Source organism: Pseudomonas sp. RA_105y_Pfl2_P56, from assembly GCF_963970845.1.
GTDB lineage: Bacteria > Pseudomonadota > Gammaproteobacteria > Pseudomonadales > Pseudomonadaceae > Aquipseudomonas > Aquipseudomonas baetica_A.
Map to the genome: position 1 here is coordinate 78,874 of NZ_CAXAPL010000005.1, position 25,925 is coordinate 104,798.

Sequence of the window (25,925 nt, forward strand, 5' to 3'; positions counted from 1 at the left end):
CTCCCACAGAGATTGTGTTGGACTTAGAGTCAAAGTGTTAACCAAACCCCTTCCGCTTCGATTGCGCATCAGTCGAGGTAGAAGGGGTTTTCTTTTGTCTGCCATTTACGTCTGGCTGTCGCCTTCGTCACTGTCGTCGGTGGCCGGCTCGTCGGTGGTCGAATCATCATCGCCTTCGCTGCCGCCCTGGCCTTTATCACCGCCCTCAGAATCAGACTTGGCCAGCATCAGCCCGCTGTGCCCCACCTGCCCGCTGAAGGCCTGGGCATCGTGATCCTCGCACTCGGCCCAAGCCGTCGCGGTGCCGAGGGAGAACATCACCATCACTTTCAACAGCAGCAAAACGCGTAGCAATCTGTTTTTCATGATCGATTCCATCCTCTGCGGGTGAGACAAACATGCCGATCCGGCGATGAATGAAATCTAGTTCCGATCCGCCGGGCTCACCAGACAAGACACTCAGCAGCCGGCAGAAATACCCTCGACACAAAGACTGGTTTCGAATAACGCCAATAGCCGGAGCCGCTAAAGGACGCCGGCCTGCCCTTAAGGCCCGTCCGAGACGCGTGTGTGAGTGGCCTGATAAATCAGCGGGATGGCCAACAGCGCCAGCGTCGCACTGACCAGCCAGACACTGTGCCCGCCAAAGTATCCGTACATTTGACCGCTCAGCACCGGTGATACCAGTGCGCTCGCACTCCAGCTCATGAAAAACAGACCGAAGTACTGCCCGCCTTTGCCACTCTGTGCATGCTGCATGACCAACACATTGAGCGGCGGCATGAACAGCGCTTCGCCCAGTGTCCAGACCACCGTCGACAGGCAGACGAAAAACAGTCCGGTGCCCAACGGCAACATGCCCAGCCCGATAGCCAGCAACAGACTGCCGGCCACCAGTTGCCGCCGCATGCCCCACCGTTCGCCCCAATGGGACAGCGGAATCTGCAGGGCCACAATCAGTATCGCGTTGAGCGCGAACTGCCAACCGATGGCTTCTGTGCTCAAGTGGTAGTAGTCACGCAGATAGTTGCCCAGCGTGCTGTAGACGGTATCGAACGCCATGCCGAGCAAGACCGCCGCTGCCAGCAACCAGAGAAACGCCTTGTCGCGATACGCAGAGGATGCGCCGGAGCCCGCGTCGGCTGACGCCTCAACGATCAACACCGGTCGACGCCAGGTCGTGCGGACAAACCAGAGCAACGCCAGTAGCGTCATCGCCGCACTGGCGAAAAACACCGAGCGAAAATCCGTCTGCGCCAACACCCCGCCAGCCACCCCGGCAGCGGCCATCCCGAGATTTCTCGCAACCCGGCTCAAAGCTTGCGCACGCGAACGCTGCGCAACCTCGCAATACTCCATGATCAACCGTTGATGCAGGGTGCGGATCGCCCCGTCGAGCACACCGCTCAACAGCAATAACGCCGCAAGCCACGGCACGTCGGTGACCAACCCCAACAGGATCAGGGTCCATACCGACAGGAAAAACAGCGCCGCCGTGAGCCGCGCCGTGGGAAAGCGATCACTGAGCAACCCACCGACCATCGAACCGATCAACAGCCCCGCGCCGTAACCGGACAGCAGCCAGCCCACGGTTTCAATCGCCAGCCCCAGCTCCTGACGCAGATACAACGCCATGAACAGCTTGACCATACTGCTGAGGCGATTGATGAACAGCAGCGCCGCGAGCACCCAGGCCATTACGCCAAAATAGCCATTGAGTCGCAGCAGGTAAGTCAGCCGACTTGTCATTCCTTTGACCTCTCAAAGCGACTTTCGCAAACCTGAGACACTAACGGTCAGCTCGCGGATTGTCGCGCTCAAGTATGTCGAGATCACAAAAAACGGAGTCGCCCTACAGCCCCATGCAGGTGCAACCTTCGGCAGATCAGGCAGATTGAAGGCACTCAGTCAGAAAATGGTCGGCCGTCAGGCCGCCTTCGCGAGCAGGCTCGCACACAAAAAAGCATGAGCAGAACGCGTATCCCCTCTGCTACTCACCACTCAACAGGATGAGCGTTAGCTCGGCTGCAGCTCTTGACCTTGATCCACGGGCGACGTCGGAAGGCTGAGTGGAGGGATTGATCCGGGGATGGGAGCGCAGCGACCGTTTGGCGAAGCCAAACACATCGAGAGGAGGTGCAGCGCAGCAAACCGGAGGCGATGCCCCCCGGATCAATCCCGCAGCGAAGGAACCCCGAGCCCCAGCGAGCGGGCCGCACGTAGGAGCAAGCGTTTTTTTGCTTACTTTTTTTAGGCGTTTGTAAAAAAAGTGAGTCGCCGTAAGGGCGAAACCGTCAGCCGCAACACCCGCAGAAACGGATATACACCCAAACCAACCAAGCAAAAAAAGCCCCCTAGGCATACACCTAGGGGGCTTTGGACAAAACAATTCAGCGCTTAGTGATGCTCACGCGTCGCACGGAATTTCACATCCGGCCAGCGCTCTTCCATCAACGCCAGGTTAACCCGCGTCGGAGCGAGGTAAGTCAGGTGCCCACCGCCATCGACTGCCAGGTTTTCCACAGCCTTGTTGGAGAATTCCTCAAGCTTCTTCTTGTCGTCGCATTCAATCCAGCGCGCCGAGTAAACAGTGATCGGCTCATACGAGCACTCGACCTTGTATTCCTCTTTCAAGCGACTGGCGACCACGTCGAACTGCAGCACACCGACGGCACCGAGAATGATGTCGTTGCTGCGCTCCGGGAAGAACACCTGGGTCGCGCCTTCTTCAGCCAACTGCTGCAGCCCCTGGCGCAGTTGCTTGGATTTCAGCGGGTCACGCAGACGCACGCGACGGAACAGTTCCGGGGCGAAGTGCGGAATACCAGTGAAACCAAGCGCTTCGCCTTCGCTGAAGGTGTCGCCGATCTGAATGGTGCCGTGGTTGTGCAGGCCGATGATATCGCCGGCAAACGCCTCTTCCAGTTGCTCACGCTCGGAGGAGAAGAACGTCAGGGCGTCGCCGATGCGCACGTCCTTGCCGGTACGCACATGACGCATCTTCATGCCTTTTTCGTACTTGCCGGAGCAGATACGCATGAAGGCGATGCGGTCACGGTGTTTGGGGTCCATGTTCGCCTGGATCTTGAAGATGAAGCCCGAGAACTTCTCTTCGACCGGTTCCACGGTGCGCTCGTTGGCCACGCGTGCCAGCGGGCGCGGCGCCCAGTCAACGACGGCGTCGAGCACGTGGTCGACACCGAAGTTGCCCAGTGCGGTACCGAAGAACACCGGGGTCAGTTGGCCGTCGAGGAACTCTTGCTGGTTGAACTCGTGGCAGGCGCCCTGTACCAGTTCCAACTGCTCGATGAAGCGGTCGTACTCGTCGCCCAGATGCGCGCGGGCTTCGTCGGAGTCGAGCTTCTCGATGATCTTGGTTTCGGTGCGTTCGTGACCGTGACCGGCGGTGTAGACAATGATGTAGTCGTCGGCCAGGTGGTACACGCCTTTGAAGTCGCGGTAGCAACCGATCGGCCAGGTGATCGGCGCCGCCTTGATCTTCAGAACGGCTTCGATTTCGTCGAGCAGTTCGATCGGGTCGCGGATGTCACGGTCGAGTTTGTTGATGAAGCTGACGATCGGCGTGTCTCGCAGACGGCAAACGTCCATCAGCGCGATGGTCCGTGGCTCAACACCCTTACCGCCGTCGAGGACCATCAAGGCCGAGTCCACTGCCGTCAGAGTGCGGTAGGTGTCTTCGGAGAAGTCTTCGTGGCCCGGGGTGTCGAGCAGGTTGACCATGTGATCGCGATACGGGAACTGCATGACCGACGTGGTAATGGAAATACCCCGTTGTTTCTCCATCTCCATCCAGTCGGATGTCGCATGGCGGTCGGATTTACGGGATTTCACCGTACCGGCCACCGCAATCGCCTTGCCCATCAACAGGAGCTTTTCGGTGATCGTGGTTTTACCGGCATCGGGGTGGGAAATAATGGCGAAAGTGCGGCGTTTCGCGACTTCGGCGGCCTGGTTGGTCATGGGAAATCGCCTGGCGGTGATTCAAAAAAGGGCCGCGATTATAGCCCAAGTCCAGACAATAACCGAACCGTTGAGCACATCAGGGGTGGCCAAATGCTGTCTCGGATGGGAACCTTTTAAAGCACGGAGACGTCCATCCCCTGTTACGACGTTTCGTCAGGGGCTGAAAAATCAGCAAGTTAGCCTGACGAGGCTGCGCTCATGGCTCGCTTTCAGACCGCTTTTTGCCGGTGCTGAGGGAGCTGCTTCTCGCGAACGTTTTTTCCCGGCAGCCAAGGTTTGGCCTGCCACGCAGGATGGCGTTCGCCGACTAAAAAAAAGGAGTCCGCCTGTGGCTATCCGCTATGGCAAAGGGCTGATGGGAGGTGCGGTGGTGATCGCGCTCCTGGCCCTGCTGGTCCACTGGATCGGCATCAACACGATCGAACACTACCGCGACGATTTGTTGTTTTACCTGCAAGCTCATCTGGTTCTCGTCCTCGCTTCAATGCTCGCTGCCCTCGTCGTGGGCATCCCCGCCGGCATCTTCCTCAGTCGCCCAGGCATGGTCGGGCGCGCCGAACGCTTCATGCAGATCTTCAACATCGGCAACACCGTGCCGCCGTTGGCCGTACTCGCAATTGCCCTGGGGATTCTGGGCATCGGCAGCGGCCCGGCGATCTTCGCGCTGTTCCTCGCGTCACTGTTGCCAATTGTGCGCAACACCTACGAAGGCCTGAAAAACGTTCAGGGTTCACTCAAAGAAGCCGCCGTCGGCATCGGCATGACCCCGCGTCAGGTGCTGTGGAAAGTCGAGTTGCCCAATGCCGTGCCGATCATCGTCGGTGGTGTGCGTGTGGCGCTGGCGATCAATGTCGGGACAGCGCCGCTGGCGTTTCTGATCGGCGCCAACAGCCTTGGCAGCCTGATCTTCCCGGGTATCGCGCTGAACAATCAGCCGCAACTGCTGCTCGGCGCCGCGTGTACCGCCTTACTGGCGCTGCTGCTCGATGGCGCTGTCACCCTGGGCAGTCGACTCTGGCTCGAACGCGGCTTGCGCCCGTCTTAAGCCCCGGCAAAGGAATCTTCATGAAACGACTTAGCTTGATTTTAGGCTGCGCCCTGCTGTTCGCAGGAATCGCCCAAGCCGCCGACAAACCGGTTATCCGCATTGGCGCCCGGGTGTTCACCGAACAAACCCTGCTGGCGCAAATCACCTCGCAGTACCTGCGCAGCAAAGGCTACGACGCGCAAATCACCGGTGGGCTGGGTAGCAATCTGGCGCGCAGCGCTCAGGAGAGTGGCCAACTGGACATGCTCTGGGAGTACACCGGGGTGTCGCTGGTGTCCTACAACCATGTCACCGAAAAACTCGACAGCGAACAGTCCTACGCTCGGGTGAAAGAACTCGATGCCAAAAAAGGCCTGACCTGGCTCGCACCGTCGAAATTCAGCAACACCTATGCACTGGCCCTGCCGAAAAAAATCGCCGACCAGTACCCGCAGATCAACAGCATCAGCGAACTGAACACCGTGCTGCGGGATGAGGCCGAGGCCAATCATCTGGTGGCTCTGGACACTGAGTTCGCCAACCGCTCCGACGGCCTGGACGGCATGGTCAAGCTCTATGACATGAACCTGACACGCGAGAACACCCGCCAGATGGACGCCGGTCTGGTCTACACCGCCCTGCGCAATGGCCAAGTGTTCGCCGGCCTGGTGTACACCACGGACGGTCGCCTGAGCGCCTTCAATCTGAAATTGCTGGCGGACGACAAGCATTACTTCCCGGACTACACCGCCGCGCCCGTGGTGCGCCAGGCCTATCTGGACGCCCACCCGAAACTGGCCGGGCAACTCAAGCCGCTGGCCGAACTGTTTGATGACGAAACCATGCGCCGGCTCAACGCGCGGGTCGATGTCGATCATGAAAGCCCATCCGCTGTGGCCGCTGATTTCCTGCGCCAACATCCATTGAATTGAAGGGAGGAAACGTCATGGAATTCTTGAACGCCTTTTCCCATCTTGACTGGCAGCAGGTGTTGCACCTGACCTTGCAGCACATTTCTTTGGTGGGGATCGCCGTCAGTCTGGCGATTGTCGCCGGTGTGCCGCTGGGCATTCTGATGACCCGCTTTCCGAGCCTCGCCGGCCCTTTACAGGCCAGCGCCACCGTGCTGCTGACCGTGCCGTCGATTGCCCTGTTCGGCCTGCTGTTGCCGTTCTACTCCAAGTTCGGCCAAGGCCTGGGCCCGATGCCGGCGATCACGGCGGTGTTCCTTTATTCACTGCTGCCGATCATGCGCAACACCTACCTGGCCCTGACCGGCGTCGAACCGGGCATCCGTGAAGCCGCACGCGGCATCGGCATGACCTTCGGCCAGCGCCTGCGCATGGTCGAGTTGCCGATTGCGGTACCGGTGATCCTCGCCGGTGTGCGCACTGCCGTGGTGATGAACATCGGCGTGATGACCATCGCCGCCACCGTCGGCGCCGGCGGTCTCGGTGTGTTGATCCTCGCCTCCATCAGCCGCAGTGACATGTCGATGCTCATCGTCGGCGCGCTGCTGGTCAGTCTTCTGGCGATCTTCGCCGACCTCCTCCTGCAGTGGCTGCAACGCGCGCTGACTCCAAAAGGACTCCTCAAATGATCGAACTTCAAAACCTCAGCAAGACCTTCCAAAGCAACGGCAAAGACATCAAAGCCGTGGACTCGGTGAGCCTGACCGTCAATGAAGGCGAAATCTGTGTGTTCCTCGGGCCATCGGGTTGCGGCAAAAGCACCACGCTGAAGATGATCAACCGCCTGATCAAACCGACTTCGGGCAAGATCCTGATCAACGGTGAAGACACCACCGACCTGGACGAAGTGACCCTGCGCCGCAACATCGGCTACGTGATCCAGCAGATCGGTCTGTTCCCGAACATGACCATCGAAGAGAACATTGTGGTGGTGCCGAAGTTGCTCGGCTGGGACAAACAGAAATGCCACGACCGCGCCCGTGAACTGATGAGCATGATCAAGCTTGAGCCCAAGCAGTATCTGCATCGTTATCCGCGTGAATTGTCCGGTGGCCAGCAACAGCGCATCGGCGTGATTCGTGCGCTGGCGGCGGACGCACCGCTGTTGCTGATGGACGAGCCGTTCGGTGCGGTCGACCCGATCAACCGAGAGATGATCCAGAACGAGTTCTTCGAGATGCAGCGCGCGCTGAACAAGACCGTCATCATGGTCAGCCACGACATCGACGAGGCGATCAAACTCGGCGACAAGATTGCGATCTTCCGCGCCGGCAAACTGCTGCAGATCGATCACCCGGACACCCTGCTCGCACACCCGGCGGACGACTTTGTCAGCAACTTCGTCGGCCAGGACAGCACCCTCAAGCGCCTGCTGCTGGTCAAGGCAGAAGACGCGGCGGACAACGCGCCGTCGGTGAGCCCGGAAACCCCGGTGGCCGATGCGCTGGAATTGATGGACGAACATGACCGCCGCTACGTCGTGGTCACCTGTGCCGAGAACAAGGCGCTGGGTTATGTGCGTCGCCGCGACCTGCACCGCCAGACCGGCACCTGCGCGCAGTTCCTGCGTGAGTTCAACGCCACGGCGGCGTATGACGAGCATTTGCGCATCCTGCTGTCGCGCATGTACGAGTTCAATCGTTCGTGGTTGCCGGTGTTGGACGCCGAGCGGGTGTTCCTGGGCGAGGTCACGCAGGAGTCGATTGCCGAGTATCTGAGTTCCGGCAAATCCCGCGGTGGCAAGACCAGCATCATCTCCCCCGCCGAGACAGCGCTGGCCTGATAGAGCGCTGATGTGCCGTGCCCCTCTGGCAGGGCACGGCACAATTGAATGGATCAGGAAGAGATGGCCTGGTCACCGGCAATGAACTCGAACCGCACATCAGCCGATGGCGTCTGGGGCAGCGTGATCCTGATTGCCGGAATCCAGATACCTGTCTGGTTCTTGAAATCCTGCTGGTCATACTGCGCACCGGCCTTGCCGGCGTCACCGATGTAGAACACCGCCTCGATTGGCAACGTCGTGCCCAGATTCTGCCCCCACTTGGCCAGCCGGAACTCGTTCTGCGTATTGAAGGCGAACGTGCCGCCCATCCCCTGGGCCTTGATTGCCTCATTGAAAGCGGTGGTGGCTGCCTGATTCAAATCGTCGCTCACATCAAAGCCGCACAGATGCCCGTATTTGTTCGTTTGCTGATTGTAATGCGCGATGTATTGCGCGGCCGTATTGATCCCTTGTGACTGGCAGGGTCGACTGGAAACTATTCCCGGACTTTGACCGCAGCCCTGATCTGCGCGCGGGGTCGTTGCACCGTCCACCGGAAAGAAACAAAGTATCTCTGGTTCTATTTTACCCACGGGTTTGAAAAAGTACGGATACAAGATAAATCCGTTGTGATAACCGAAGACCAACTTGCTGAACTTCGCATCCGCCCGCAAATAGGAAAAAGACACGCCGGTAGACGTTGGATTAGGGTTCCAGAAATGAAACTGTGTGGAGTGTTGAGTGGCTCTCAACATGACCCCGGAACACAGGAATGCCGGGGCTGAAGGGTTATTTCGGCACATGTTCAGCTTGTTGTGGTAGGCCTCCGTGAGATAGGCGGCAATCTGTGGCCCGGTGCCGGCGCCCATCACCCCAGTCGATGCGGTCCCGAGCACTTCCTCTCGCGATACGGGAACAGACGGCTGAACCACTTCGTGAGTGGCACAACCTGACAGAGTCAATACAACTAGCCACAGTAATATTCTATTCATCCTTGTTACCCCAGCATCCGCTTGAATTGATAGACAGGCGCACTCCCCCCATCATGCAAACGGGTCGACGGAGCCATTTCCAATAACAAAAAATACTGTGCTCGCCGATCACCAGACTTTCTTTCAGAACTAATCGGCGCCCTCATCCTAGAAAGAAAACCGCGTCTAGACACCTGTCAGAAATACTAGTCCTGACGGTTGTCTCAAGGCTTTTTTGGAATTAAACGTCTGTGGCTTATTTCCGTTTTTTCCAGCCATACCAACTACGCAAATCCATGCTCGAGGGAACATCAGCCTGTCATGTCGGTCGGTTACATCAGTACCGGTGGAAGACCGCACGACGGAAGCGTGCAAAAACGCGACATTTTTTGTTGATCTCAGGCCCCTCACGCCCTAAAGTTCGCGCCGAACGTCCATGCTGGAAACGATCCATCCGGCTCAAGTACTGACGACGAGACAGCAAGGCCAAGGGCAGCATCGGCGCCCGTGGCCTTTTTGCTTTCGGCGACATACCTTGGGAAGTAGGCGAACCAAAGTGGGGATACGGAGGACGTTCATTTGCACCCATTGTTTTTACTTGTTTGCCCATAGGAGCTCCCAGCATGTCGATCCAGGTCGAAGACTATTTCGCGCGCGCTACATTCGACAAAATGAAGGCGTTCGCCGACAAACAGGAAACCCCGTTCGTGGTGATCGACACCGCGATGATCAGCCAGGCCTACGATGACCTGCGCGCCGGTTTCGAATTCGCCAAGGTCTACTACGCGGTCAAGGCCAACCCGGCCGTCGAGATCATCGACCTGCTCAAAGAGAAAGGTTCGAGCTTCGACATCGCCTCGATCTACGAGCTGGACAAAGTGATGGATCGCGGCGTCAGCGCCGACCGTATCAGCTACGGCAACACCATCAAGAAATCCAAGGACATCCGCTACTTCTATGAGAAGGGCGTGCGTCTGTTCTCCACCGACTCCGAAGCCGACCTGCGCAACATCGCCAAGGCTGCACCGGGCTCGAAAGTGTATGTGCGCATCCTCACTGAAGGCTCGACCACCGCTGACTGGCCGCTGTCGCGCAAATTCGGCTGCCAGACCGACATGGCCATGGACCTGCTGATCCTCGCCCGAGACCTGGGCCTGGTGCCTTACGGCATCTCGTTCCACGTCGGTTCACAGCAGCGCGACATCAGCGTCTGGGACGCGGCAATCGCCAAGGTCAAAGTGATTTTCGAACGTCTGAAAGAAGAAGACGGCATTCACCTGAAGCTGATCAACATGGGCGGTGGCTTCCCGGCCAACTACATCACCCGCACCAACAGCCTGGAAACCTACGCTGAAGAAATCATCCGTTTCCTGAAAGAAGACTTCGGTGATGACCTGCCGGAAATCATTCTGGAGCCGGGCCGTTCGCTGATCGCCAACGCCGGCATCCTGGTCAGCGAAGTGGTATTGGTCGCACGTAAATCGCGCACCGCCGTCGAGCGCTGGGTGTACACCGATGTGGGCAAGTTCTCCGGCCTGATCGAAACCATGGACGAGGCGATCAAGTTCCCGATCTGGACCGAGAAGAAAGGCGAGATGGAAGAAGTGGTGATCGCAGGCCCGACCTGCGACAGCGCCGACATCATGTACGAGAACTACAAGTACGGCTTGCCGCTGAACCTGGCGATTGGTGATCGTCTGTACTGGTTGTCGACCGGTGCGTACACCACCAGCTACAGCGCGGTTGAGTTCAATGGCTTTCCGCCGCTGAAATCGTATTACGTGTAATTGTTGAACCGGTAATGCGTAAAGCCCACGACATGTCGTGGGCTTTTTTGTGCGTCGATGCAAGCCCGCTCCCACAAGGGTTATGCGCTGCGGCTCAGCTCATCCGTACGCTGTTGATACCTGGAGGCCAACGCCTGAATCTCTGGATCTGTTGCATTTAACAGCGTCTTGCTTGCCACCCGCAGAAAATTCAGATTACCGCCAGCCAAGGCTTTCTCAAGCCAAACCACCGCCTCATCAATCCGCCCTTCCCCCGCCAACACTGCGGCAAAACTGAACTGCCCGCGAAAATCCCCGCCCTTGGCCGAACGTCGATACCACTCGCGCGCCATGACCGGATCCGCCGGACATGCCTGCCCTTCTTCCAGATAACGCCCCAGCAGATTCATCGATTTCGCATGGCCTCGTTCAGCCGCGCGCCGATAAAGCGCCAGCGCCTGCAAATGATCCACCACCACACCGCGCCCGGTCGCCAGCAAATTGGCGAGGTTGTACATCGCCCAATCCAGCCCGGCATCCGCGGCGATCCGATAATGCTGCGCCGCAACAGACGCATCTGCGCCACACCCCCAACCATGCTCATGGCACCGCCCGAGCATATTGCGCGCCATCAAGTGGCCGCGCCCGGCGGCGATGCCAAACCAGCGCAGCGCCAACGGCTGATCCCTGGCAATGCCCTGCCCCTCCAGAAGGATCTGCCCCAGCAACGCCTGGGCTTCAACTTCGCCCTCACCCGCCGCCAGCAAAATCGCCTGCGCGGCACGGGCCGGGCTTTCTTCGAGCATGGCGCTGAGTTGTTCACCGCTGAGGATTTCCTCGCGACGCAGTTTAAAACTCATACCTCGACCCAGCGCCGCAGCAGGTTGTGATACGTGCCGGTAAGGCGGATCAGCGATGGGTGATCAGGCATGTCCTGGGTGAGTTGCTGGATCGCGCCGTCCATCTCGAACAGCAGCGCGCGCTGGCTGTCTTCGCGCACCAGGCTTTGCGTCCAGAAGAACGACGCATAACGCGCACCGCGAGTGACCGCATTGACCTTGTGCAGACTGGTGCCGGGGTACAGCACCATATCGCCTGCGGGCAGCTTCACCCGTTGGGTGCCGAAGGTGTCCTGGATTTCCAGTTCGCCGCCGTCGTAATCCGCAGGCTCGCTGAAAAACAGCGTGGCCGACAGATCAGTGCGCACCCGCTCGATGCTGCCCTTCGGTTGGCGCACGGCGTTGTCGATGTGGAAGTCGAAACTGCCGCCGGCCGTGTAACAGTTCACTAACGGCGGGAACACTTTGTGCGGCAGCGCGGCGGACATGAACAGCGGATTTTTCCACAGCCGCTCAAGCATCGCTGCGCCAATTTCCTTGGCCAGTGGGTGGCCTTCAGGCAATTGCAGATTGTGTTTGGCCTTGGCCGACTGGTAGCCGGCGGTGATCTTGCCATCGGCCCAGTCCGCCTCTTCGAGCGCCTGGCGGATGCGCTGCACTTCTTCTTTCGCGAACAGGCCGGGAATGTGCAGCAGCATGGCAAACGTACCTGATGGTAAAAGATTGCCAATGGTATTGATTCTTATTGACCATGTAAAACACCCAGACGAATGAATCAGTAAAAACCGTAAGGCCAAATTGTAAAGAATGTAAATTTGGTGCGAATAACAATATTTCGCAATTGATACAAATACCTGTTTACCCTATATTCCGCCGCCTCAAATCCTTGGGGAGGGGAATTCAAATGGCACGTCAACACGCTCAAATACCGGTCAGTTCACCACGTTTGCTCGCCTCTGCAATTGGCGTGGCAATCACCGCAGGCTCCGCGGGCCACATGGTATTCGCCGCCGAAAAGACCGACAGCAAAGCCTCTGGCAATGCCATCGCCCTGGACGCCACCGCCATCACCGGCGAAGTGCAGGACACCACGTCCTACCAGGTCGAGAAAGCCTCCTCGCCCAAGTACACCGCGCCGCTGGTCGACACACCGCGCTCGGTCACCGTGATCCCGCAACAAGTGCTCAAAGACACCGGCGCCCTGAACATGCAGGATGCGCTGCGTACCGTGCCGGGCATCACCTTCGGTGCCGGTGAGGGTGGCAACCCGCAGGGTGATCGTCCGTTCATCCGCGGCTTCGACGCCCAGGGCGACACCTACCTGGACGGCGTGCGCGACACCGGTTCGCAGAGCCGCGAGATCTTCGCCGTCGAAAACATCGAAGTCAGCAAGGGCCCGAACTCGGCCATCGGTGGTCGCGGCGCAGCCGGCGGCAGCATCAACCTGGTGAGCAAGAAAGCCCACCTGGGCGATTCGTTCGACGGTGGTTTTACCTGGGGCTCAGACCAGACCCAGCGCTACACCCTGGACGGCAACTACCAGTTCAGCGACACCGCTGCCGGGCGTCTGAACCTGATGAGCCACGAAAGCAACGTCGCCGGCCGCGACAAGGTCGATTACGACCGTTGGGGCATCGCGCCGTCGCTGGCGTTCGGCCTGGGCACCGACACCCGCGTCAACCTCGATTACTACCATCTGGAAAGCAACGACACACCGGACTCGGGCGTGCCGTACACCATTCCAGCCGGTGGTTCGGCAGCACGCAGCAAATCCAACCCGGACAAGCCGTACGCCGGCGGTGACCACAGCAATTTCTACGGTCTGGATCGCGATTTCCGCAAGGGCCGCACCGACACTGCGACCTTCGCCATTGAGCACGATTTGAGCGACTCGCTGACGATCAAGAACACCCTGCGCCACGGCACCAGCATGCAGGATTACATCCTGACCCAGCCGGACGACAGCAAAGGAAACGTCAACAACGGCAGCGTCTGGCGTCGGGCGAACACTCGCGTGAGCAACACCGAGACCACCACCAACCAGACGGACCTGTTCGGCAACTTCTACGTCGCCGGTTTCAAGAACAGCTTCTCCACCGGCGTCGAATACACCCGCGAGCAAGGCCAGAAGTCCTCGTACACCGTCAACACCGACACCACGCCGCGCACCACCGCTGTCAACAATAACTGCACGCCGTCGATGATCGGCGCGTCGAGCGGCTACAACTGCACCTCGCTGTCGAACCCGAACCCGAACGATCCGTGGAACGGCGCTATCTCGCGCAACTACGCCGGCACCGACACCAAGGCCAACACTTACGCGCTGTATGTGTTCGACACCCTGGAACTGTCCGAGCAATGGCTTGTGAACATGGGCCTGCGTTACGACCACTTCGACACCGAATACAAAACCTACACCGCGGCCGGCAAAACCACCTCCAAGGGTGATGACACCAGCGAGTTCGTTACCGGTCAGTTCGGCGTGGTCTACAAACCAGCGGATAACGGCAGCATCTATGCATCCTATGCCACCTCCGCCACCCCGCCGGGCAACACCCTCGGCGAAGGCCAGGAAGGCAACCCGTTGGGCGGCACCCCGAACCGCGCCGGCAACTTGCTCAGCAGCGACATGGAGCCGGAAACCACCAAGAACTACGAAATCGGCACCAAGTGGGATCTGCTCAACGATCGCTTGTCGCTGACGGCTGATGTCTTCCGCACCGAGAAAGATAACGCTCGCGTGCAAGTCGATACCACGTCGTACGAGAACGCCGGAAAAACCCGCGTACAAGGTATCGAACTGTCGGCCAGCGGCAAGATCACCGAACAGTGGCAAGTGTTCGCCGGTTACGCCTACATGGACAGCGAGCAGGTCGACGGCGGCCCGATGGGCAAGGCCAACGACGGCAACCAACTGCCCAACACGCCGAAAAACAGCGCGAGCCTGTGGACCACTTATCAGGTCACACCGAAGCTGACCATTGGTGGCGGTGCGTTCTACGTCGATGAGGTGTTCGGCAGCGTGGCCAACACCACCCTGGTCGATTCGTACGTGCGTTACGACGCGATGGCGGCCTACAAGCTGACCAAGAACGTCGACCTGCAACTCAACGTGCAGAACCTGACCAACGAAACCTATTACGACAAAGCCTTCGCGACCCACTTCGCCAACCAGGCGGCGGGCCGTACGGCACTGTTGAGCACCAATTTCCACTTTTGATCAATGCTGTAAATGTCGGAGCGGCCTTGCTCGCGAAAGCGGTGTGTCAGAGAAATAGATATCGACTGACATGACGCATTCGCGAGCAAGCCCCCTCCCACAAGGAATGCGCCGCAAGGTACGGCCCCGTTCATTCAGTTGAACGGGGCTTTTGTGCGTAATAAAGAACGCTTCTCGATAAGCCACGGCATAATGCGCGCCGTGATGACAATTTCCGAACGGACGGCGAGTGACGTGTTAAAGAAAACCCTGTTCCAGTTGCACTGGTTTTTTGGCATCACCGCAGGGCTGGTGCTGGCCTTGATGGGCATTACCGGTGCGGCCTATTCGTTTCAGGACGAAATCCTGCGAGCGCTGAACCCGTCGGTGCTGCAGGTGGAAAAACACGTCGCCGGGGTCCTGCCGCCGGTCGAACTGGTGGAGCGCATCGAGGCCACTTCGGGCAAGAAAGTCTCGATGCTCTGGGTCGAGACCGACAGCGGCAACGCCGCAAAGGTGTTCTTCACTCCGCCAAAAGGCCAACGTCGCGGCGAGATGCGCTACTTCGATCCGTACACCGCAGAGTTCAAGGGTGACGCAACCGGCCAGGACTTCTTCGGCCTGATGCTGCAACTGCACCGTTTCCTCGCCATGGGCGACACCGGGCGCACCATCACCGGCGCCTGCACCTTGATTCTGCTGTTCTTCTGCCTGTCCGGCCTTTACCTGCGCTGGCCGCGCCAGTGGAACAAGTGGCGCGTGTGGCTGACCCTGGACTGGAAGAAAAAGGGCCGCGCGTTCAATTGGGATCTGCACTCCGTGGCGGGAACCTGGTGCCTGTTGGTGTATTTGCTGCTGGCGTTGACCGGGTTGTCGTGGTCGTACGAGTGGTACAACAAAGGCCTGACCAAACTGCTGTCCGACGCACCGCAGAACGAGCGCGTGCGCGGTGGCCGCGGTCCGGCGCCAGAGGGTCCGGCGCCAACCGCCGACTACATGGCGATGTGGAGCAGCATCTACAGCGCCGCCGGCCCGGGCCTGTCTGCCTACAACATCCGCATGCCGCCCGTGGCTGGCCAACCGGCGACGGTGTTCTACCTGCTCGACCGTTCGCCCCATGATCGCGCGCTGAACCAGATCACCCTCGACCCGGCCACCGGCATCGTCAAACGCGTTGATCGCTACGCCGACAAGAGTTTCAAGGCGCAACTGCTGACCAGCCTTTATGCGCTGCACGTGGGCAGCTATTTCGGCCTTGTCGGGCGGCTCATCATCACCCTCGCTGCGGTGTGCATGCCGCTGTTCTTCATCACGGGATGGCTGTTGTATCTGGATCGTCGGCGCAAGAAGCAGCAGATCCACAATGCCCGCAAAGGCCTTGAACAACCGGCCGGCGATGCGGCTTCGTGGTTGATCGGTTTCGCCAGCCAGAGCGGTTTCGCCGAGCAACTGGCGTGGCAGAGCGCAGGCCAGTTGCAAGCCGCCGGGATGTCGGTGAACGTGCAACCGCTGGCAACCGTCAGTGAGCAGGATCTGCGTGAGTCGGCCAACGCATTGTTTGTCGTCAGTACCTTCGGCGACGGCGAGGCGCCAGACAGCGCCCGCGGTTTCGAGCGCAAAGTGCTCAGCCACGCGGCGACACTCGACAGCCTGAACTATGCGGTGCTGGGCCTTGGCGATCGCCAGTACCCGCACTTCTGCGGCTTCGCCCGGCGCTTGCATCAATGGCTGAGCGAGCATGGCGCCAAGACCTTGTTCGCCCCCGTGGAAGTCGACAGCGCTGATCCCTACGCCCTGGGTCACTGGCAAACCCAGCTCGGCCAGATCACCGGGCAAGCACCGGTCGACACCTGGCAAGCGCCGAACTACGACAACTGGACGCTGCTGCGCCGCGAGCGGATGAACCCGGACAGCAGCGGCTCGCCGGTTTTTCTGATCGCTCTGAGCGCACCGGACACCAGCAGTTGGCTGGCCGGTGACCTGGTAGAAGTGCTGCCGCGCAACGGCGGTTGGGCCATCGAACACTTCCTCGACGGCCTCGGTATTCGCGGCGAGACCAAGGTGATCATCAATGGCCTGGAAGAGCCGCTGGAGGTCGCCCTGGCCACCCGTCAGTTGCCGGAGCACCGCGCGCATCTGGTCGGCCTGCATGCGCAGGCGCTGGTCGACGCGATGGTGCCGCTGACGATGCGCGAATACTCGATTGCCTCGATTCCCGCCGATGGCGTGCTGGAGCTGATTGTGCGTCAGGAACAACACGCCAATGGCAGCCTTGGCATTGGTTCCGGCTGGCTGACCGAACACGCGCCGGTGGGTGGCAGCATCAGTCTGCGAGTGCGCCGCAACAGCGGTTTCCACTTGCCGAACGAGCCAGTGCCCATGATTCTGCTGGGCAACGGCACGGGCCTTGCCGGGTTACGCAGTTTGCTCAAAGCGCGTATTGCCGACGGTCAGCAACGCCAGTGGTTACTGTTTGGCGAGCGTAATCGTGAGCACGACTTCCTCTGTCGAACGGAGCTGGAGGAGTGGTTGATCAACGGTGATCTGGAGCGACTGGATCTGGCGTTTTCGCGGGATCAGGCCGAGAAGATTTATGTACAGGATCGCTTGCGTGAATCGGCCGATGAACTGAAAAAATGGCTGGCCGACGGTGCTGTCATCTCTATCTGTGGCAGCTTGCAGGGAATGGCATCAGGCGTGGATCAAGTGCTCAGTGAAGTCCTTGGTGCTGCTGAAGTTGAAAGCCTGATCGAACAGGGCCGATACCGCCGCGACGTTTATTGACCGTGCCCCATCCCCCCTGTGAGAACGAGCCTGCTCGCTCCCACAGGGTGTGCGGTGATTAGACTGGCTGCAACTTGCGCTCAAACACCGCCACCCCATCCAGATCGCGCAACACCACGCTCATCTCCCCGCTCTGCCCTTCAATATTCACCTCGCCAAAAAACTGAAACCCGGCAAACGGCGAAGTGTTCTGTGCCGGCGGGGCTTTCTCGAACACCACCTCAGGCCCAAAGGTCTTGTCCAGCGGATTAGGCCCGAAACTCCCGGCATTCAACGGCCCGGCGACAAACTCCCAGAACGGTTCGAAATCCTGAAACGCCGCACGATCCGGGTGATAGTGATGCGCCGCGCAGTAGTGAACATCGGCCGTGAGAAAGACAAAATTGCGCACCTGCTGCGCCCGCAGAAATCCGAGCAATTCGGCAATTTCCAGCTCACGCCCCTGCGCGGGTCCCGGATCGCCGTTGGCCACTGCTTCCCAACGCGCCACACCTGGACTGACCTCGCCATCGGGCACACCAAGACCAATCGGCATATCAGCGGCGATCACTTTCCATTGCGCTTGCGAGCCCTTGAGACCCTGCTTGAGCCAGTTCAGTTGCGCACGCCCAAGAAACGGTTTCGCCGCCCCCAGGTTGTCATCGTTGGCCTCGCGATAACTGCGCATGTCGAGGACAAACACATCAAGCATCGGCCCGTAACTGAGCTTGCGATAAATCCGCCCGCCACCGTCTGCGGTCTGCAAACGCATCGGCGCGTATTCGAGCCAGGCCTGACGCGCTCGGCCCACCAGCGTGTGGATATCTTTCTCCTGATAGCGCTCATCCAGTTGCTTGCCCGGTGACCAGTTGTTGACCACCTCATGGTCGTCCCACTGCCAGATCTGTGGCACCTGGGCATTGAAGCGGCGGATGTTTTCATCCAGCAGGTTGTAGCGGTAGTTGCCCCGATAATCGTCGAGGGTCTGCGCGACGTTGCTTTTCGCTTCAGTGGTGATGTTGCGCCACACCCGCCCCCCTTCCGTCACAAGCTGCGCCGGCACCGGGCCGTCGGCGTAGATGGTGTCGCCGCTGTGGATAAAGAAGTCCGGCAGGCGCAGACGCATGGCTTCGTAGATACGCATGCCACCGATGTCCGGGTTGATGCCAAAACCCTGGCCGACGGTGTCGCCGCTCCAGACGAATCGAATATCACGCTTGGCCGTCGGCACGCTGCGAAAATGGCCGAACCACGGTTCGCTGGCGATGCCGGTCTGCGCGTCTTCAAAGTAAACACGATAGAAAATCGCCTGATCGGCGGGCAACCCGGTCAGCTCGACACGAGCGGTGAAATCAGTGCGGGCGTCGGCCAGTGGCGAGACAGATCGGCGGGGGTTGCCGAACAGGCTGCGCGTGTCCCACTCAACCACCATCCGCGCCGGACGATCACTGCGACTCCAGATCATCGCCCGATCGCCTTGCAGGTCGCCGGACTGCACGCCATCGGTCAGTTGCGGACGATCCTTGACGGACGCGATCACCGCCGGCGCCAGCCCCGGCATCAACAGCCCCGCGCCCACGGCTTGCATGACACGACGGCGACCGAGGTTGAAATCGCTCATGGTGTTCTCCCTGGAAAAAGGAAAACTAAAGCACGGGTTTATGAACCCGGCATGACATCAGCCCCCCCCATGTGGGAGCGGGCTTGCTCGCGAAGGCGTCGTATCAGCCAACATCGAATCGACTGACGCACCGCTTTCGCGAGCAAGCTCACACACAGGGGATGTACGTCAGGCCTTCGCCGGTGCCATTGTGAGGTCGACGGACTCGGGACGTTTGACCGTCGCGTACACCACCGCCGTCAGCAAACTACCGGCGACAATCGCCAGCAGATAAAGCAGCGCATGATTGATCGCATTCGGAATCGCCAGCACGAACAAGCCACCGTGCGGCGCCATCAGTTTGCAGCCGAAGTACATCGACAGCGCGCCGGTCAACGCACCGCCCGCGATGCTCGCCGGGATCACCCGCAGCGGGTCTTTCGCGGCAAACGGAATCGCCCCTTCGGAGATAAAGCACAGCCCCAGCACGAACGCCGCCTTACCCGCTTCGCGCTCGGTCTGGGCGAACTTGCGTCGGGCGATGAACGTGGCAATACCCAGACCAATCGGTGGCACCATCCCTGCCGCCATGGTCGCGGCCATCGGCGCATAACTTTGCGAGGCGAGCAGCCCCACCGAAAAGGCATACGCGGCTTTGTTGATCGGCCCACCGAGGTCGACGCACATCATGCCGCCGAGCAACACACCCAGCAGAATCGCATTGGTGGTGCCCATGCTGTCGAGGAAATGCGTCAGCGCCGCGAGCATCTGCGCTACGGGTTTGCCGACCACGTAGATCATCACCAGACCGGTGAACAGGCTGGCGAACAACGGGATGATCAGAATCGGTTTCAACGCTTCAAGACTTTGCGGAAGCGCGACATATCGACTGATCGCCTTGGCCGCGTAACCGGCAATGAAACCGGCGACGATTCCGCCGATAAACCCGGCGCCCAGGGTGCTGGCGAGCAAGCCGCCAATCATCCCCGGCGCCAGGCCTGGACGGTCGGCAATCGAGTAAGCGATGTAACCGGCCAGCAGCGGCACCATCAACTTGAACGCGGTCTCGCCGCCGATCTGCATCAGTGCCGCCGCCAGCGTGCCTTCTTCCTTGAACGCGGTGATGCCAAAGACAAACGACAGGGCAATCATCAAACCACCCGCCACCACCATCGGCAGCATGTACGACACGCCGGTCAGCAGGTGTTTGTAGACGCCGGTTTTCTCCGACTTGACCGGGGCCTTGCCCTCGCTGGCAGCGCTTTCCTGCTGGCCTTCGGCGAGGGCTTTTTTCAGCGTCGCTTCGGACTGTTTCAACGCGATGCCGGTGCCACAGCGGTAGATTTTCTTGCCGGCAAAACGCTCGGTGGCAACGTCGATATCCGCCGCCAGCAACACCACATCCGCCTCGGCAATCGCTGTCGCACTCAGGGGTGTTTTCGCACCCACCGAACCTTGGGTTTCGACTTGCAGTTCATAGCCCAGACGCTTGGCCGTTTGCTGCAACGCTTCGGCCGCCATAAAGGTGTGGGCGACACCGGTCGGGCATGCGGTGATGGCGACGATGCGCGGTGCACGTTGCGCAACCGCAGCAGGGGCGGCTTCGGTTGCGACATATACTTCGGCTTCTTCGGCACCGCGACGCAGTACGCCTTCGACGTCCTGCAGGGCTTGTGCCGGGGCAATCTGAAAGAGTCGTTTGCCGACGAACCGCGTCATGTCGACGTTGCCGGTGGCCACCAGTAACACCCACTCCGCCGCCTCAATGGTCGCCGCCGACAATTCGCGTTCCGGATGCGCCGCATCAACCACTTCAACGCTGGTGCTCCAGCCCTGACGCTGCGCTGCCGCATCAAGCAAACGGGCGCACAGCACACTGGTGACCATGCCGTTCGGGCAGGCCGTAACAATGGCTAACTTCATGACAAACCCTCTTATTGTTCTGTCAGGGGGCGAATGCGCACGCCCTGTTCGAGCTGCGCCAGTTGCGCGGCGTCGTTGATGCCAAAACCGATCTGCGTCACCGCCATCGCCGCAATCGCGGTGGCCGTGCGCAAGGTCTGCTCAGGCGTGTCGGCGCTGAGCAAACCATGGAGCATGCCGGCCAGCAGCGAATCGCCGGCACCGACGGTGCTGGCCACGCTGACCTTGGGCGGCGAGGCGTGCAGCGCCGAGCCGACACTGAACCAGTTCACACCGTCGGCACCGTGGGAGATCACGACATGCTCGATGCCTTGAGCGTGCAGTCGACTCGCCGCTTGAGCCTCGGCGGCGTGGGAAACCACCTCGCAACCCAAGGCATCGGCCAGTTCCTCCGTGTTCGGTTTGATCAGCCAAGGGCTGGCCTTCAACGCTTGGCGCAACGCTTCGCCGCTGGAGTCGAGGGCGACTTTCAGGCCAAGCGAGTTCAGCCGCTCGATCAATTCGCGCAACCACTGCGCAGTCACGCCACGCGGCAAACTGCCGGCGACCACGACCGCGTCATGCCCCGGCGCAATCTGCACCAGACGCTCAAGCAACGCCTGCTGCGCGGCTGCATCGACCAACGGCCCAGGGCCGTTGATGTCGGTGATGCGACCATCGCTTTCAGCGACTTTGATATTGCTGCGCGTCTCACCCGGTACACGGATAAACGCGTCGACAAAACCGCGCTTGGCGAACAGGGTTTCGAACGCTTGCAGGTTGTCTTCGCCGAGAAAACCGCTGACCGTCAGTTGATGCCCGAGGTCGGCCAGCACCTGCGCAACGTTCACGCCTTTGCCAGCGGCGTGGGTGTGCATTTCGTCGCTGCGGTTGACCTGACCGGGCGCAAGCACTGGCAGCTCAACCGTGAGGTCCAGCGCCGGGTTGAGGGTCAGGGTGAGAATCTTGGCCATTACAGGGCCTCCACTAATGCACGCACTTCATTGGCGCTGCCCACGGTGAGGGCTTGTTGAGCAAGGGTTTGCGCCTGGGTCAGGCTGAGTTCGCGCACGCGCGCCTTGACCTCGGCAATGCTGCGTCCGGACACACTCAGCTCATCGACGCCAAGGCCAACCAGCACCGGCACCGCCAACGGGTCCGCCGCCAGTTCACCGCACACGCCCACCCATTTGCCGTGGGCATGGGCCGCGCGTACGGTGATGTCGATCAGTTGCAGCACCGCCGGGTGCAAGCCGTCAGCCTGGGCCGACAGGGTCGGGTGACCACGGTCGATGGCCAGGGTGTATTGGGTCAGGTCGTTGGTGCCGACGCTGAAGAAGTCGACTTCTTTGGCCAGCACCGGCGCGAGCAACGCGGCGGATGGGACTTCAATCATGATCCCCAGTTGCAAATCGGCCACCGGGATTTCCAGGCGCAGACGCTCGGTCATGTCACGGGCCTGACGCCACTCTTCGACGCTGCCGACCATCGGGAACATGATGCGCAATGGACGGTTGTCCGCCGAACGCAGCAAGGCACGCAGTTGCGCTTCCATGATCTGCGGACGCTGCAAGGTCAGGCGAATGCCGCGCACGCCGAGGAACGGGTTTTCTTCCTTGGCGATCGGCCAATACGGCAGCGGTTTGTCGCCGCCAACGTCCAGCGTACGCACCACCAGCGGCCGCCCGGCGAGGCCATCAAGAACGCGGCGGTATTCGGCTTCCTGAGTCGCTTCGTCCGGCGCTTGCGGGTGGGCCATGAAAATCAGTTCGGTGCGCAGCAGACCGATGCCTTCGGCGCCCTGCTCCACCGCGCTGATGACGCCAGCGCTTTCGCCGATGTTGGCGAACACTTCGACGGCGTGGCCGTCGGTGGTGTGCGCCGGTTGATGACGTTGTTCGGCGGCCACCTTGAGGCGCTGCTCACGGGTGTCGCGTTCTTCGGCGGCGCGTTGCAGGGTTGCGGCATCGGCGTCGACATGCAGGCGACCGCGCTGACCGTCCAGCAGCAACGGCGTGCCCGGCGCCAGCAGCAACACCGCCGCGCCGGCGCCGACCAGCGCTGGAATCCCCAGAGCCCGCGCAACGATTGCACTGTGCGCGGTGGCACCGCCGCGAGCGGTGAGAATCCCCGCCACGCGCGCAGGGTCCAGCCGCGCCACGTCGGACGGGCCGACTTCGTCCATCACCAGAATGTACGGTTGCTCCGGCTCGCTCGGCGTCTGCACGCCACACAGTTGCGCCAATACACGGCGACCGATATCACGCAGATCCGCCGCACGCTCGGCGAGCAAGGCGTCCTGTAGCGACTCCTGCTGTTTGGCCGCGGCTTCGATCACTGCCATCCACGCCGCTTCAGCGCTTTCGCCCTGCTTGAGGCGCGTGTCGACTTCGTCGGTCAGCTCCGGGTCGTCGAGCATCTCCTGATGGGTGATGAAAATCTCGCGAATGGCTTTGGCTTTGCTGCGTTCGATCAGGCCCTGAATATCACCGCGCACATCGCTCAGCGCCTGCTTGAGACGCTCGCGTTCGACGGAGGCGGACTCGCCGCGCAGCGGGTAATCAATGGTTTGTTGCACTTGAATGTGCGCAGGGCCAATCGCGATGCCCGGTGCCGCCGGGATCGCTTGCAGCAGGCTGCCGGACGCCGGGGCGACCACGACTTCGGCGATATCGGCAACCACTTCGCGTTGCTGGCTCACGGCCGGCAACGGCTCGACTTCTTCGCCGAGGCCTTCTTCGATGGCGGCCAACAAGGCGGGCAACGCATCGGCGGCGATGCTCGGTTCGGCGATCAGCTCCAGCACCTGACCACGACGGGCGCCCAGGCTCAGCAGTTTGCTCAGGCTCTTCACCGACACGGCGCTGTCCTGACCGTCGACGATGCGCACACGAATTTCGCCATCAAAACTTTTGGCCAGTTGCGCGAGGATCTTCGCCGGACGCGCATGCAAACCGTGGGCATTGGCCAACGCAATACGTGCGCTCGGCCAGTCGGCCGGCAATTCACCGCCAAGCACTTCGAGGACTTTACGGCTGCTGGTGGCACGACCCAGTTCGTGACCGCGACCTTCGATCAGCAACGCACACAAGCGCTCAAGCAAGGCCTGATGCGCTTCGCCCAGGCTGGCCAGGCAGAACAGACCGCTGAGCGGTTGGCCGAGATAACGCATCGGTTTGTCCGGGGTGACAAAAGCCAGGCCCGGGCGTTTCACCGTTTGTTCGCTGTGCAGCCACCACAGGCCATCGCCCAGCGGCAGCGCTTCGACTTGCTGCAACACACCGGCAAAGCCGTTGCTCACGCAATCGGCCTGACGCAATAGACGCGCGCCACGCCAGACCAGTTCTTCGAAATCGTCGGCGGAGACACCGAGGCCGATCATCTGCGCGTCCAGCGCCAATTCCTGCGGCGCGCCTTGCAGCAGTTTCAGCAGCGCTTCGGGGGAACTGGCGCGGCGCAGGGCCTGGCCCAGATCGGTCTCGCCGAGGGCGCGGGTCAGCAGTTGCAACAGGCGCAGGTGTTCATCGGATTTGGCGGCGATACCGATGGCCAGATAAACGATCTGACCATCGCCCCAATCCACGCCCTCGGGAAACTGCATCAGGCGCACGCCAGTGGCGAACACTTGGTCGCGGGTCTCGGGGGTGCCGTGCGGGATGGCAATACCTTGGCCGAGAAAGGTCGAGCCCTGGGCTTCGCGAGCCTGCAATCCGGCGAGGTATCCGTCGGCGACCAATCCATCGGCGACCAGGTGATTGGCCAGCAATTGCAGGGCAGCGGGTTTATCCACAGCCGATTGGCCCATGGATATCTGCTCTATAGTGAGCTCGAGCATGCGATCTCCTTTTTGGCACATGAAGGTGCCAGGTATTGTTTTGAATGGTTGCAGCTTAGGCGCTTGTCAGCTTCCTTTTCAGGGGCATTTTTGGCGGTTTCACGGCAGAACCGGTCAAAGGCGTCTAAAACGTAGAAAATACGCTTGCTGAAACGTTTAATCTAGATTGATCGGCACGTTACTCGATAATGTCTCATCCTTGAAGTCCAACTTGTCGGATGCGCGCCGGCAATAGTCGTCTGTCCTAATCGGGTAGGATTGGCGAAAATTTCGCGGCAAGCTCGAAAACACAAGGAAATACCGGGTTGAAACTCAGTGATATCGCGCGGTTGGCCGGAGTGTCCGTGACCACCGCCAGCTACGTCATCAACGGCAAGGCCGAACAGCAACGCATCAGCACCGCCACCGTCGAGCGTGTGCGTGCGGTGGTCGAGCAGCACGGCTTCACGCCCAACCCTCAGGCGGCCGGGCTGCGCAGTCGGCATACGCGCACCTTGGGGTTTATCCTGCCGGATCTGGAAAACCCCAGTTATGCGCGAATTGCCAAACTGCTGGAACAAGGTGCGCGGGCGCGCGGCTATCAGTTGCTGATCGCCAGTTCCGACGATGCGCCGGACAGCGAGCGCCAATTGCTGCAACTGTTCAAGGCGCGCCGCTGCGATGCATTGATCGTCGCCAGTTGCCTGCCGGCCGGTGACGACAGTTATCGTCAGTTGCAGGCCAAGGGGCTGCCGATCATTGCCATCGACCGGGTCATGGAACCGGAGCATTTCTGCTCGGTGATCAGCGACGACCGCGAAGCCAGTCTGCACCTGACCCAGAGCCTGCTCGATCCGCAGCCCAAGCAGATCGTGTTGCTCGGTGCCCGTGCTGAGCTGAGCATCAGCCAGGAGCGTGCCGCCGGTTTCAAACAAGCCCTCGCCGATTTCCAAGGCGAAGTGCTGGTCGAACACGCCGAATCGTTCAGCCGCGAATGCGGCAAGCAATTGATGGAAGAGCTCCTGCAACGCCTGGGGCATTTGCCTGACGCGCTGGTGACCACGTCCTACGTGCTGTTGCAGGGGGTGTTCGATGCGCTGCATGACTTCCCGCTCAAGTCGCGGCCGCTGCGCCTCGGCACGTTCGGCGATACGCAGTTGCTGGACTTCCTGCCGCTGCCGGTCAATGCCATGGCCCAGCAGCACCAGTTGATCGCCGACAAGGCGCTGGAACTGGCCCTGGCGGCGGTCGAGCAGTCGGAGTACAAGCCCGGCGTGCAGGCCATCGCGCGGACCTTCAAGCAGCGTATTCACCAGGGCTGAAC

Annotated in this window: 18 protein-coding genes; 8 read left to right on the forward strand and 10 right to left on the reverse strand. The window is 60.5% G+C overall.

What is annotated here, in order from left to right; all coding sequences use genetic code 11:
• Positions 1 to 105 precede the first annotated feature (105 nt).
• From AACY11_RS05405 to AACY11_RS05415, 3 genes are all read right to left on the reverse strand, one after another.
• Positions 106 to 366 (reverse strand): hypothetical protein, encoded by a 261-nt coding sequence (locus AACY11_RS05405; RefSeq protein ID WP_339431720.1) that lies wholly within the window; start codon positions 364 to 366, stop codon positions 106 to 108.
• Positions 367 to 546: 180 nt separating this feature from the next.
• The gene (locus AACY11_RS05410; RefSeq protein WP_339431719.1) at positions 547 to 1,749 is read right to left on the reverse strand and encodes an MFS transporter; all 1,203 of its coding nucleotides are present in this window, start codon (positions 1,747 to 1,749) and stop codon (positions 547 to 549) included.
• 648 nt (positions 1,750 to 2,397) lie between these two features.
• Positions 2,398 to 3,981 (reverse strand): peptide chain release factor 3, encoded by a 1,584-nt coding sequence (locus tag AACY11_RS05415; RefSeq protein WP_339431718.1) that lies wholly within the window; start codon positions 3,979 to 3,981, stop codon positions 2,398 to 2,400.
• Between the two features lie 358 nt (positions 3,982 to 4,339).
• Between AACY11_RS05415 and AACY11_RS05420 the strand changes: the two genes are divergently transcribed.
• From AACY11_RS05420 to AACY11_RS05435, 4 genes are read left to right on the forward strand one after another with little or no spacing between them, the layout of a single operon-like run.
• Complete coding sequence (locus AACY11_RS05420) at positions 4,340 to 5,029, forward strand: ABC transporter permease (RefSeq protein ID WP_339431775.1); 690 nt, start codon at positions 4,340 to 4,342, stop codon at positions 5,027 to 5,029.
• A gap of 20 nt (positions 5,030 to 5,049) precedes the next feature.
• Positions 5,050 to 5,943: a glycine betaine ABC transporter substrate-binding protein gene (locus tag AACY11_RS05425; protein ID WP_339431717.1), complete on the forward strand. Its 894-nt coding sequence runs from the start codon at positions 5,050 to 5,052 to the stop codon at positions 5,941 to 5,943.
• 14 nt (positions 5,944 to 5,957) lie between these two features.
• Positions 5,958 to 6,611: an ABC transporter permease gene (locus tag AACY11_RS05430; RefSeq protein WP_221730077.1), complete on the forward strand. Its 654-nt coding sequence runs from the start codon at positions 5,958 to 5,960 to the stop codon at positions 6,609 to 6,611.
• The gene (locus tag AACY11_RS05435) at positions 6,608 to 7,765 is read left to right on the forward strand and encodes an osmoprotectant ABC transporter ATP-binding protein OsmV (protein WP_339431716.1); all 1,158 of its coding nucleotides are present in this window, start codon (positions 6,608 to 6,610) and stop codon (positions 7,763 to 7,765) included. The genes AACY11_RS05430 and AACY11_RS05435 overlap by 4 nt, the downstream gene beginning before the upstream one ends.
• 53 nt (positions 7,766 to 7,818) lie before the next feature.
• Here the strand turns inward: AACY11_RS05435 and AACY11_RS05440 are convergent, their stop codons facing one another.
• On the reverse strand, positions 7,819 to 8,616 hold the full coding sequence (locus AACY11_RS05440) for a hypothetical protein (RefSeq protein ID WP_339431715.1): 798 nt from the start codon (positions 8,614 to 8,616) through the stop codon (positions 7,819 to 7,821).
• A gap of 725 nt (positions 8,617 to 9,341) precedes the next feature.
• Here AACY11_RS05440 and AACY11_RS05445 point away from each other — a divergent pair.
• A complete protein-coding gene (locus tag AACY11_RS05445) occupies positions 9,342 to 10,505 on the forward strand; it encodes a type III PLP-dependent enzyme (protein ID WP_008088754.1) in 1,164 nt (387 codons plus the stop codon).
• An 80-nt stretch (positions 10,506 to 10,585) separates the two neighbouring features.
• Here the strand turns inward: AACY11_RS05445 and AACY11_RS05450 are convergent, their stop codons facing one another.
• Positions 10,586 to 11,344 carry a tetratricopeptide repeat protein gene (locus AACY11_RS05450; protein ID WP_339494036.1) on the reverse strand — a complete coding sequence of 253 codons (759 nt, stop codon included), beginning with the start codon at positions 11,342 to 11,344 and terminating at the stop codon, positions 10,586 to 10,588.
• Positions 11,341 to 12,021: a Fe2+-dependent dioxygenase gene (locus tag AACY11_RS05455; protein WP_339431713.1), complete on the reverse strand. Its 681-nt coding sequence runs from the start codon at positions 12,019 to 12,021 to the stop codon at positions 11,341 to 11,343. Before AACY11_RS05455 ends, AACY11_RS05450 begins: the two co-directional genes overlap by 4 nt.
• 206 nt (positions 12,022 to 12,227) lie before the next feature.
• Here AACY11_RS05455 and AACY11_RS05460 point away from each other — a divergent pair, with 206 nt between their 5' ends.
• Positions 12,228 to 14,543 carry a TonB-dependent receptor gene (locus AACY11_RS05460; RefSeq protein WP_339494037.1) on the forward strand — a complete coding sequence of 772 codons (2,316 nt, stop codon included), beginning with the start codon at positions 12,228 to 12,230 and terminating at the stop codon, positions 14,541 to 14,543.
• A 234-nt stretch (positions 14,544 to 14,777) separates the two neighbouring features.
• Entirely contained in the window at positions 14,778 to 17,306 is a 2,529-nt protein-coding gene (locus AACY11_RS05465) for a sulfite reductase flavoprotein subunit alpha (RefSeq protein WP_339494110.1), read from the forward strand.
• A gap of 58 nt (positions 17,307 to 17,364) precedes the next feature.
• Here the strand turns inward: AACY11_RS05465 and AACY11_RS05470 are convergent, their stop codons facing one another.
• The 4 genes from AACY11_RS05470 to ptsP all read right to left on the reverse strand — a co-directional run bounded on the left by AACY11_RS05470 (position 17,365) and on the right by ptsP (position 24,622).
• Complete coding sequence (locus AACY11_RS05470) at positions 17,365 to 18,906, reverse strand: alkaline phosphatase D family protein (protein ID WP_339494039.1); 1,542 nt, start codon at positions 18,904 to 18,906, stop codon at positions 17,365 to 17,367.
• Positions 18,907 to 19,074: 168 nt separating this feature from the next.
• The gene (locus AACY11_RS05475) at positions 19,075 to 20,808 is read right to left on the reverse strand and encodes a PTS fructose-like transporter subunit IIB (RefSeq protein WP_339494040.1); all 1,734 of its coding nucleotides are present in this window, start codon (positions 20,806 to 20,808) and stop codon (positions 19,075 to 19,077) included.
• Between the two features lie 11 nt (positions 20,809 to 20,819).
• Positions 20,820 to 21,761, reverse strand: coding sequence for a 1-phosphofructokinase (gene pfkB, locus AACY11_RS05480; protein WP_339494042.1), 942 nt, complete (start codon positions 21,759 to 21,761; stop codon positions 20,820 to 20,822).
• On the reverse strand, positions 21,761 to 24,622 hold the full coding sequence (ptsP, locus tag AACY11_RS05485) for a phosphoenolpyruvate--protein phosphotransferase (protein WP_339494043.1): 2,862 nt from the start codon (positions 24,620 to 24,622) through the stop codon (positions 21,761 to 21,763). Before ptsP ends, pfkB begins: the two co-directional genes overlap by 1 nt.
• A gap of 305 nt (positions 24,623 to 24,927) precedes the next feature.
• Here ptsP and cra point away from each other — a divergent pair, with 305 nt between their 5' ends.
• Complete coding sequence (cra, locus tag AACY11_RS05490) at positions 24,928 to 25,923, forward strand: catabolite repressor/activator (RefSeq protein ID WP_339431707.1); 996 nt, start codon at positions 24,928 to 24,930, stop codon at positions 25,921 to 25,923.
• The last annotated feature ends 2 nt before the right edge of the window (positions 25,924 to 25,925 follow it).

What these genes read in the sequence shown, in the direction of transcription:
- AACY11_RS05405 (WP_339431720.1), bottom strand. Translation starts at nt 366, where the DNA reads ATGAAAAACAGATTGCTACGCGTTTTGCTGCTGTTGAAAGTGATGGTG.
- AACY11_RS05410 (WP_339431719.1), bottom strand. Translation starts at nt 1,749, where the DNA reads ATGACAAGTCGGCTGACTTACCTGCTGCGACTCAATGGCTATTTTGGC.
- AACY11_RS05415 (WP_339431718.1), bottom strand. Translation starts at nt 3,981, where the DNA reads ATGACCAACCAGGCCGCCGAAGTCGCGAAACGCCGCACTTTCGCCATT.
- AACY11_RS05420 (WP_339431775.1), top strand. Translation starts at nt 4,340, where the DNA reads ATGGGAGGTGCGGTGGTGATCGCGCTCCTGGCCCTGCTGGTCCACTGG.
- AACY11_RS05425 (WP_339431717.1), top strand. Translation starts at nt 5,050, where the DNA reads ATGAAACGACTTAGCTTGATTTTAGGCTGCGCCCTGCTGTTCGCAGGA.
- AACY11_RS05430 (WP_221730077.1), top strand. Translation starts at nt 5,958, where the DNA reads ATGGAATTCTTGAACGCCTTTTCCCATCTTGACTGGCAGCAGGTGTTG.
- AACY11_RS05435 (WP_339431716.1), top strand. Translation starts at nt 6,608, where the DNA reads ATGATCGAACTTCAAAACCTCAGCAAGACCTTCCAAAGCAACGGCAAA.
- AACY11_RS05440 (WP_339431715.1), bottom strand. Translation starts at nt 8,616, where the DNA reads ATGGGCGCCGGCACCGGGCCACAGATTGCCGCCTATCTCACGGAGGCC.
- AACY11_RS05445 (WP_008088754.1), top strand. Translation starts at nt 9,342, where the DNA reads ATGTCGATCCAGGTCGAAGACTATTTCGCGCGCGCTACATTCGACAAA.
- AACY11_RS05450 (WP_339494036.1), bottom strand. Translation starts at nt 11,344, where the DNA reads ATGAGTTTTAAACTGCGTCGCGAGGAAATCCTCAGCGGTGAACAACTC.
- AACY11_RS05455 (WP_339431713.1), bottom strand. Translation starts at nt 12,021, where the DNA reads ATGCTGCTGCACATTCCCGGCCTGTTCGCGAAAGAAGAAGTGCAGCGC.
- AACY11_RS05460 (WP_339494037.1), top strand. Translation starts at nt 12,228, where the DNA reads ATGGCACGTCAACACGCTCAAATACCGGTCAGTTCACCACGTTTGCTC.
- AACY11_RS05470 (WP_339494039.1), bottom strand. Translation starts at nt 18,906, where the DNA reads ATGAGCGATTTCAACCTCGGTCGCCGTCGTGTCATGCAAGCCGTGGGC.
- AACY11_RS05475 (WP_339494040.1), bottom strand. Translation starts at nt 20,808, where the DNA reads ATGAAGTTAGCCATTGTTACGGCCTGCCCGAACGGCATGGTCACCAGT.
- pfkB (WP_339494042.1), bottom strand. Translation starts at nt 21,761, where the DNA reads ATGGCCAAGATTCTCACCCTGACCCTCAACCCGGCGCTGGACCTCACG.
- ptsP (WP_339494043.1), bottom strand. Translation starts at nt 24,622, where the DNA reads ATGCTCGAGCTCACTATAGAGCAGATATCCATGGGCCAATCGGCTGTG.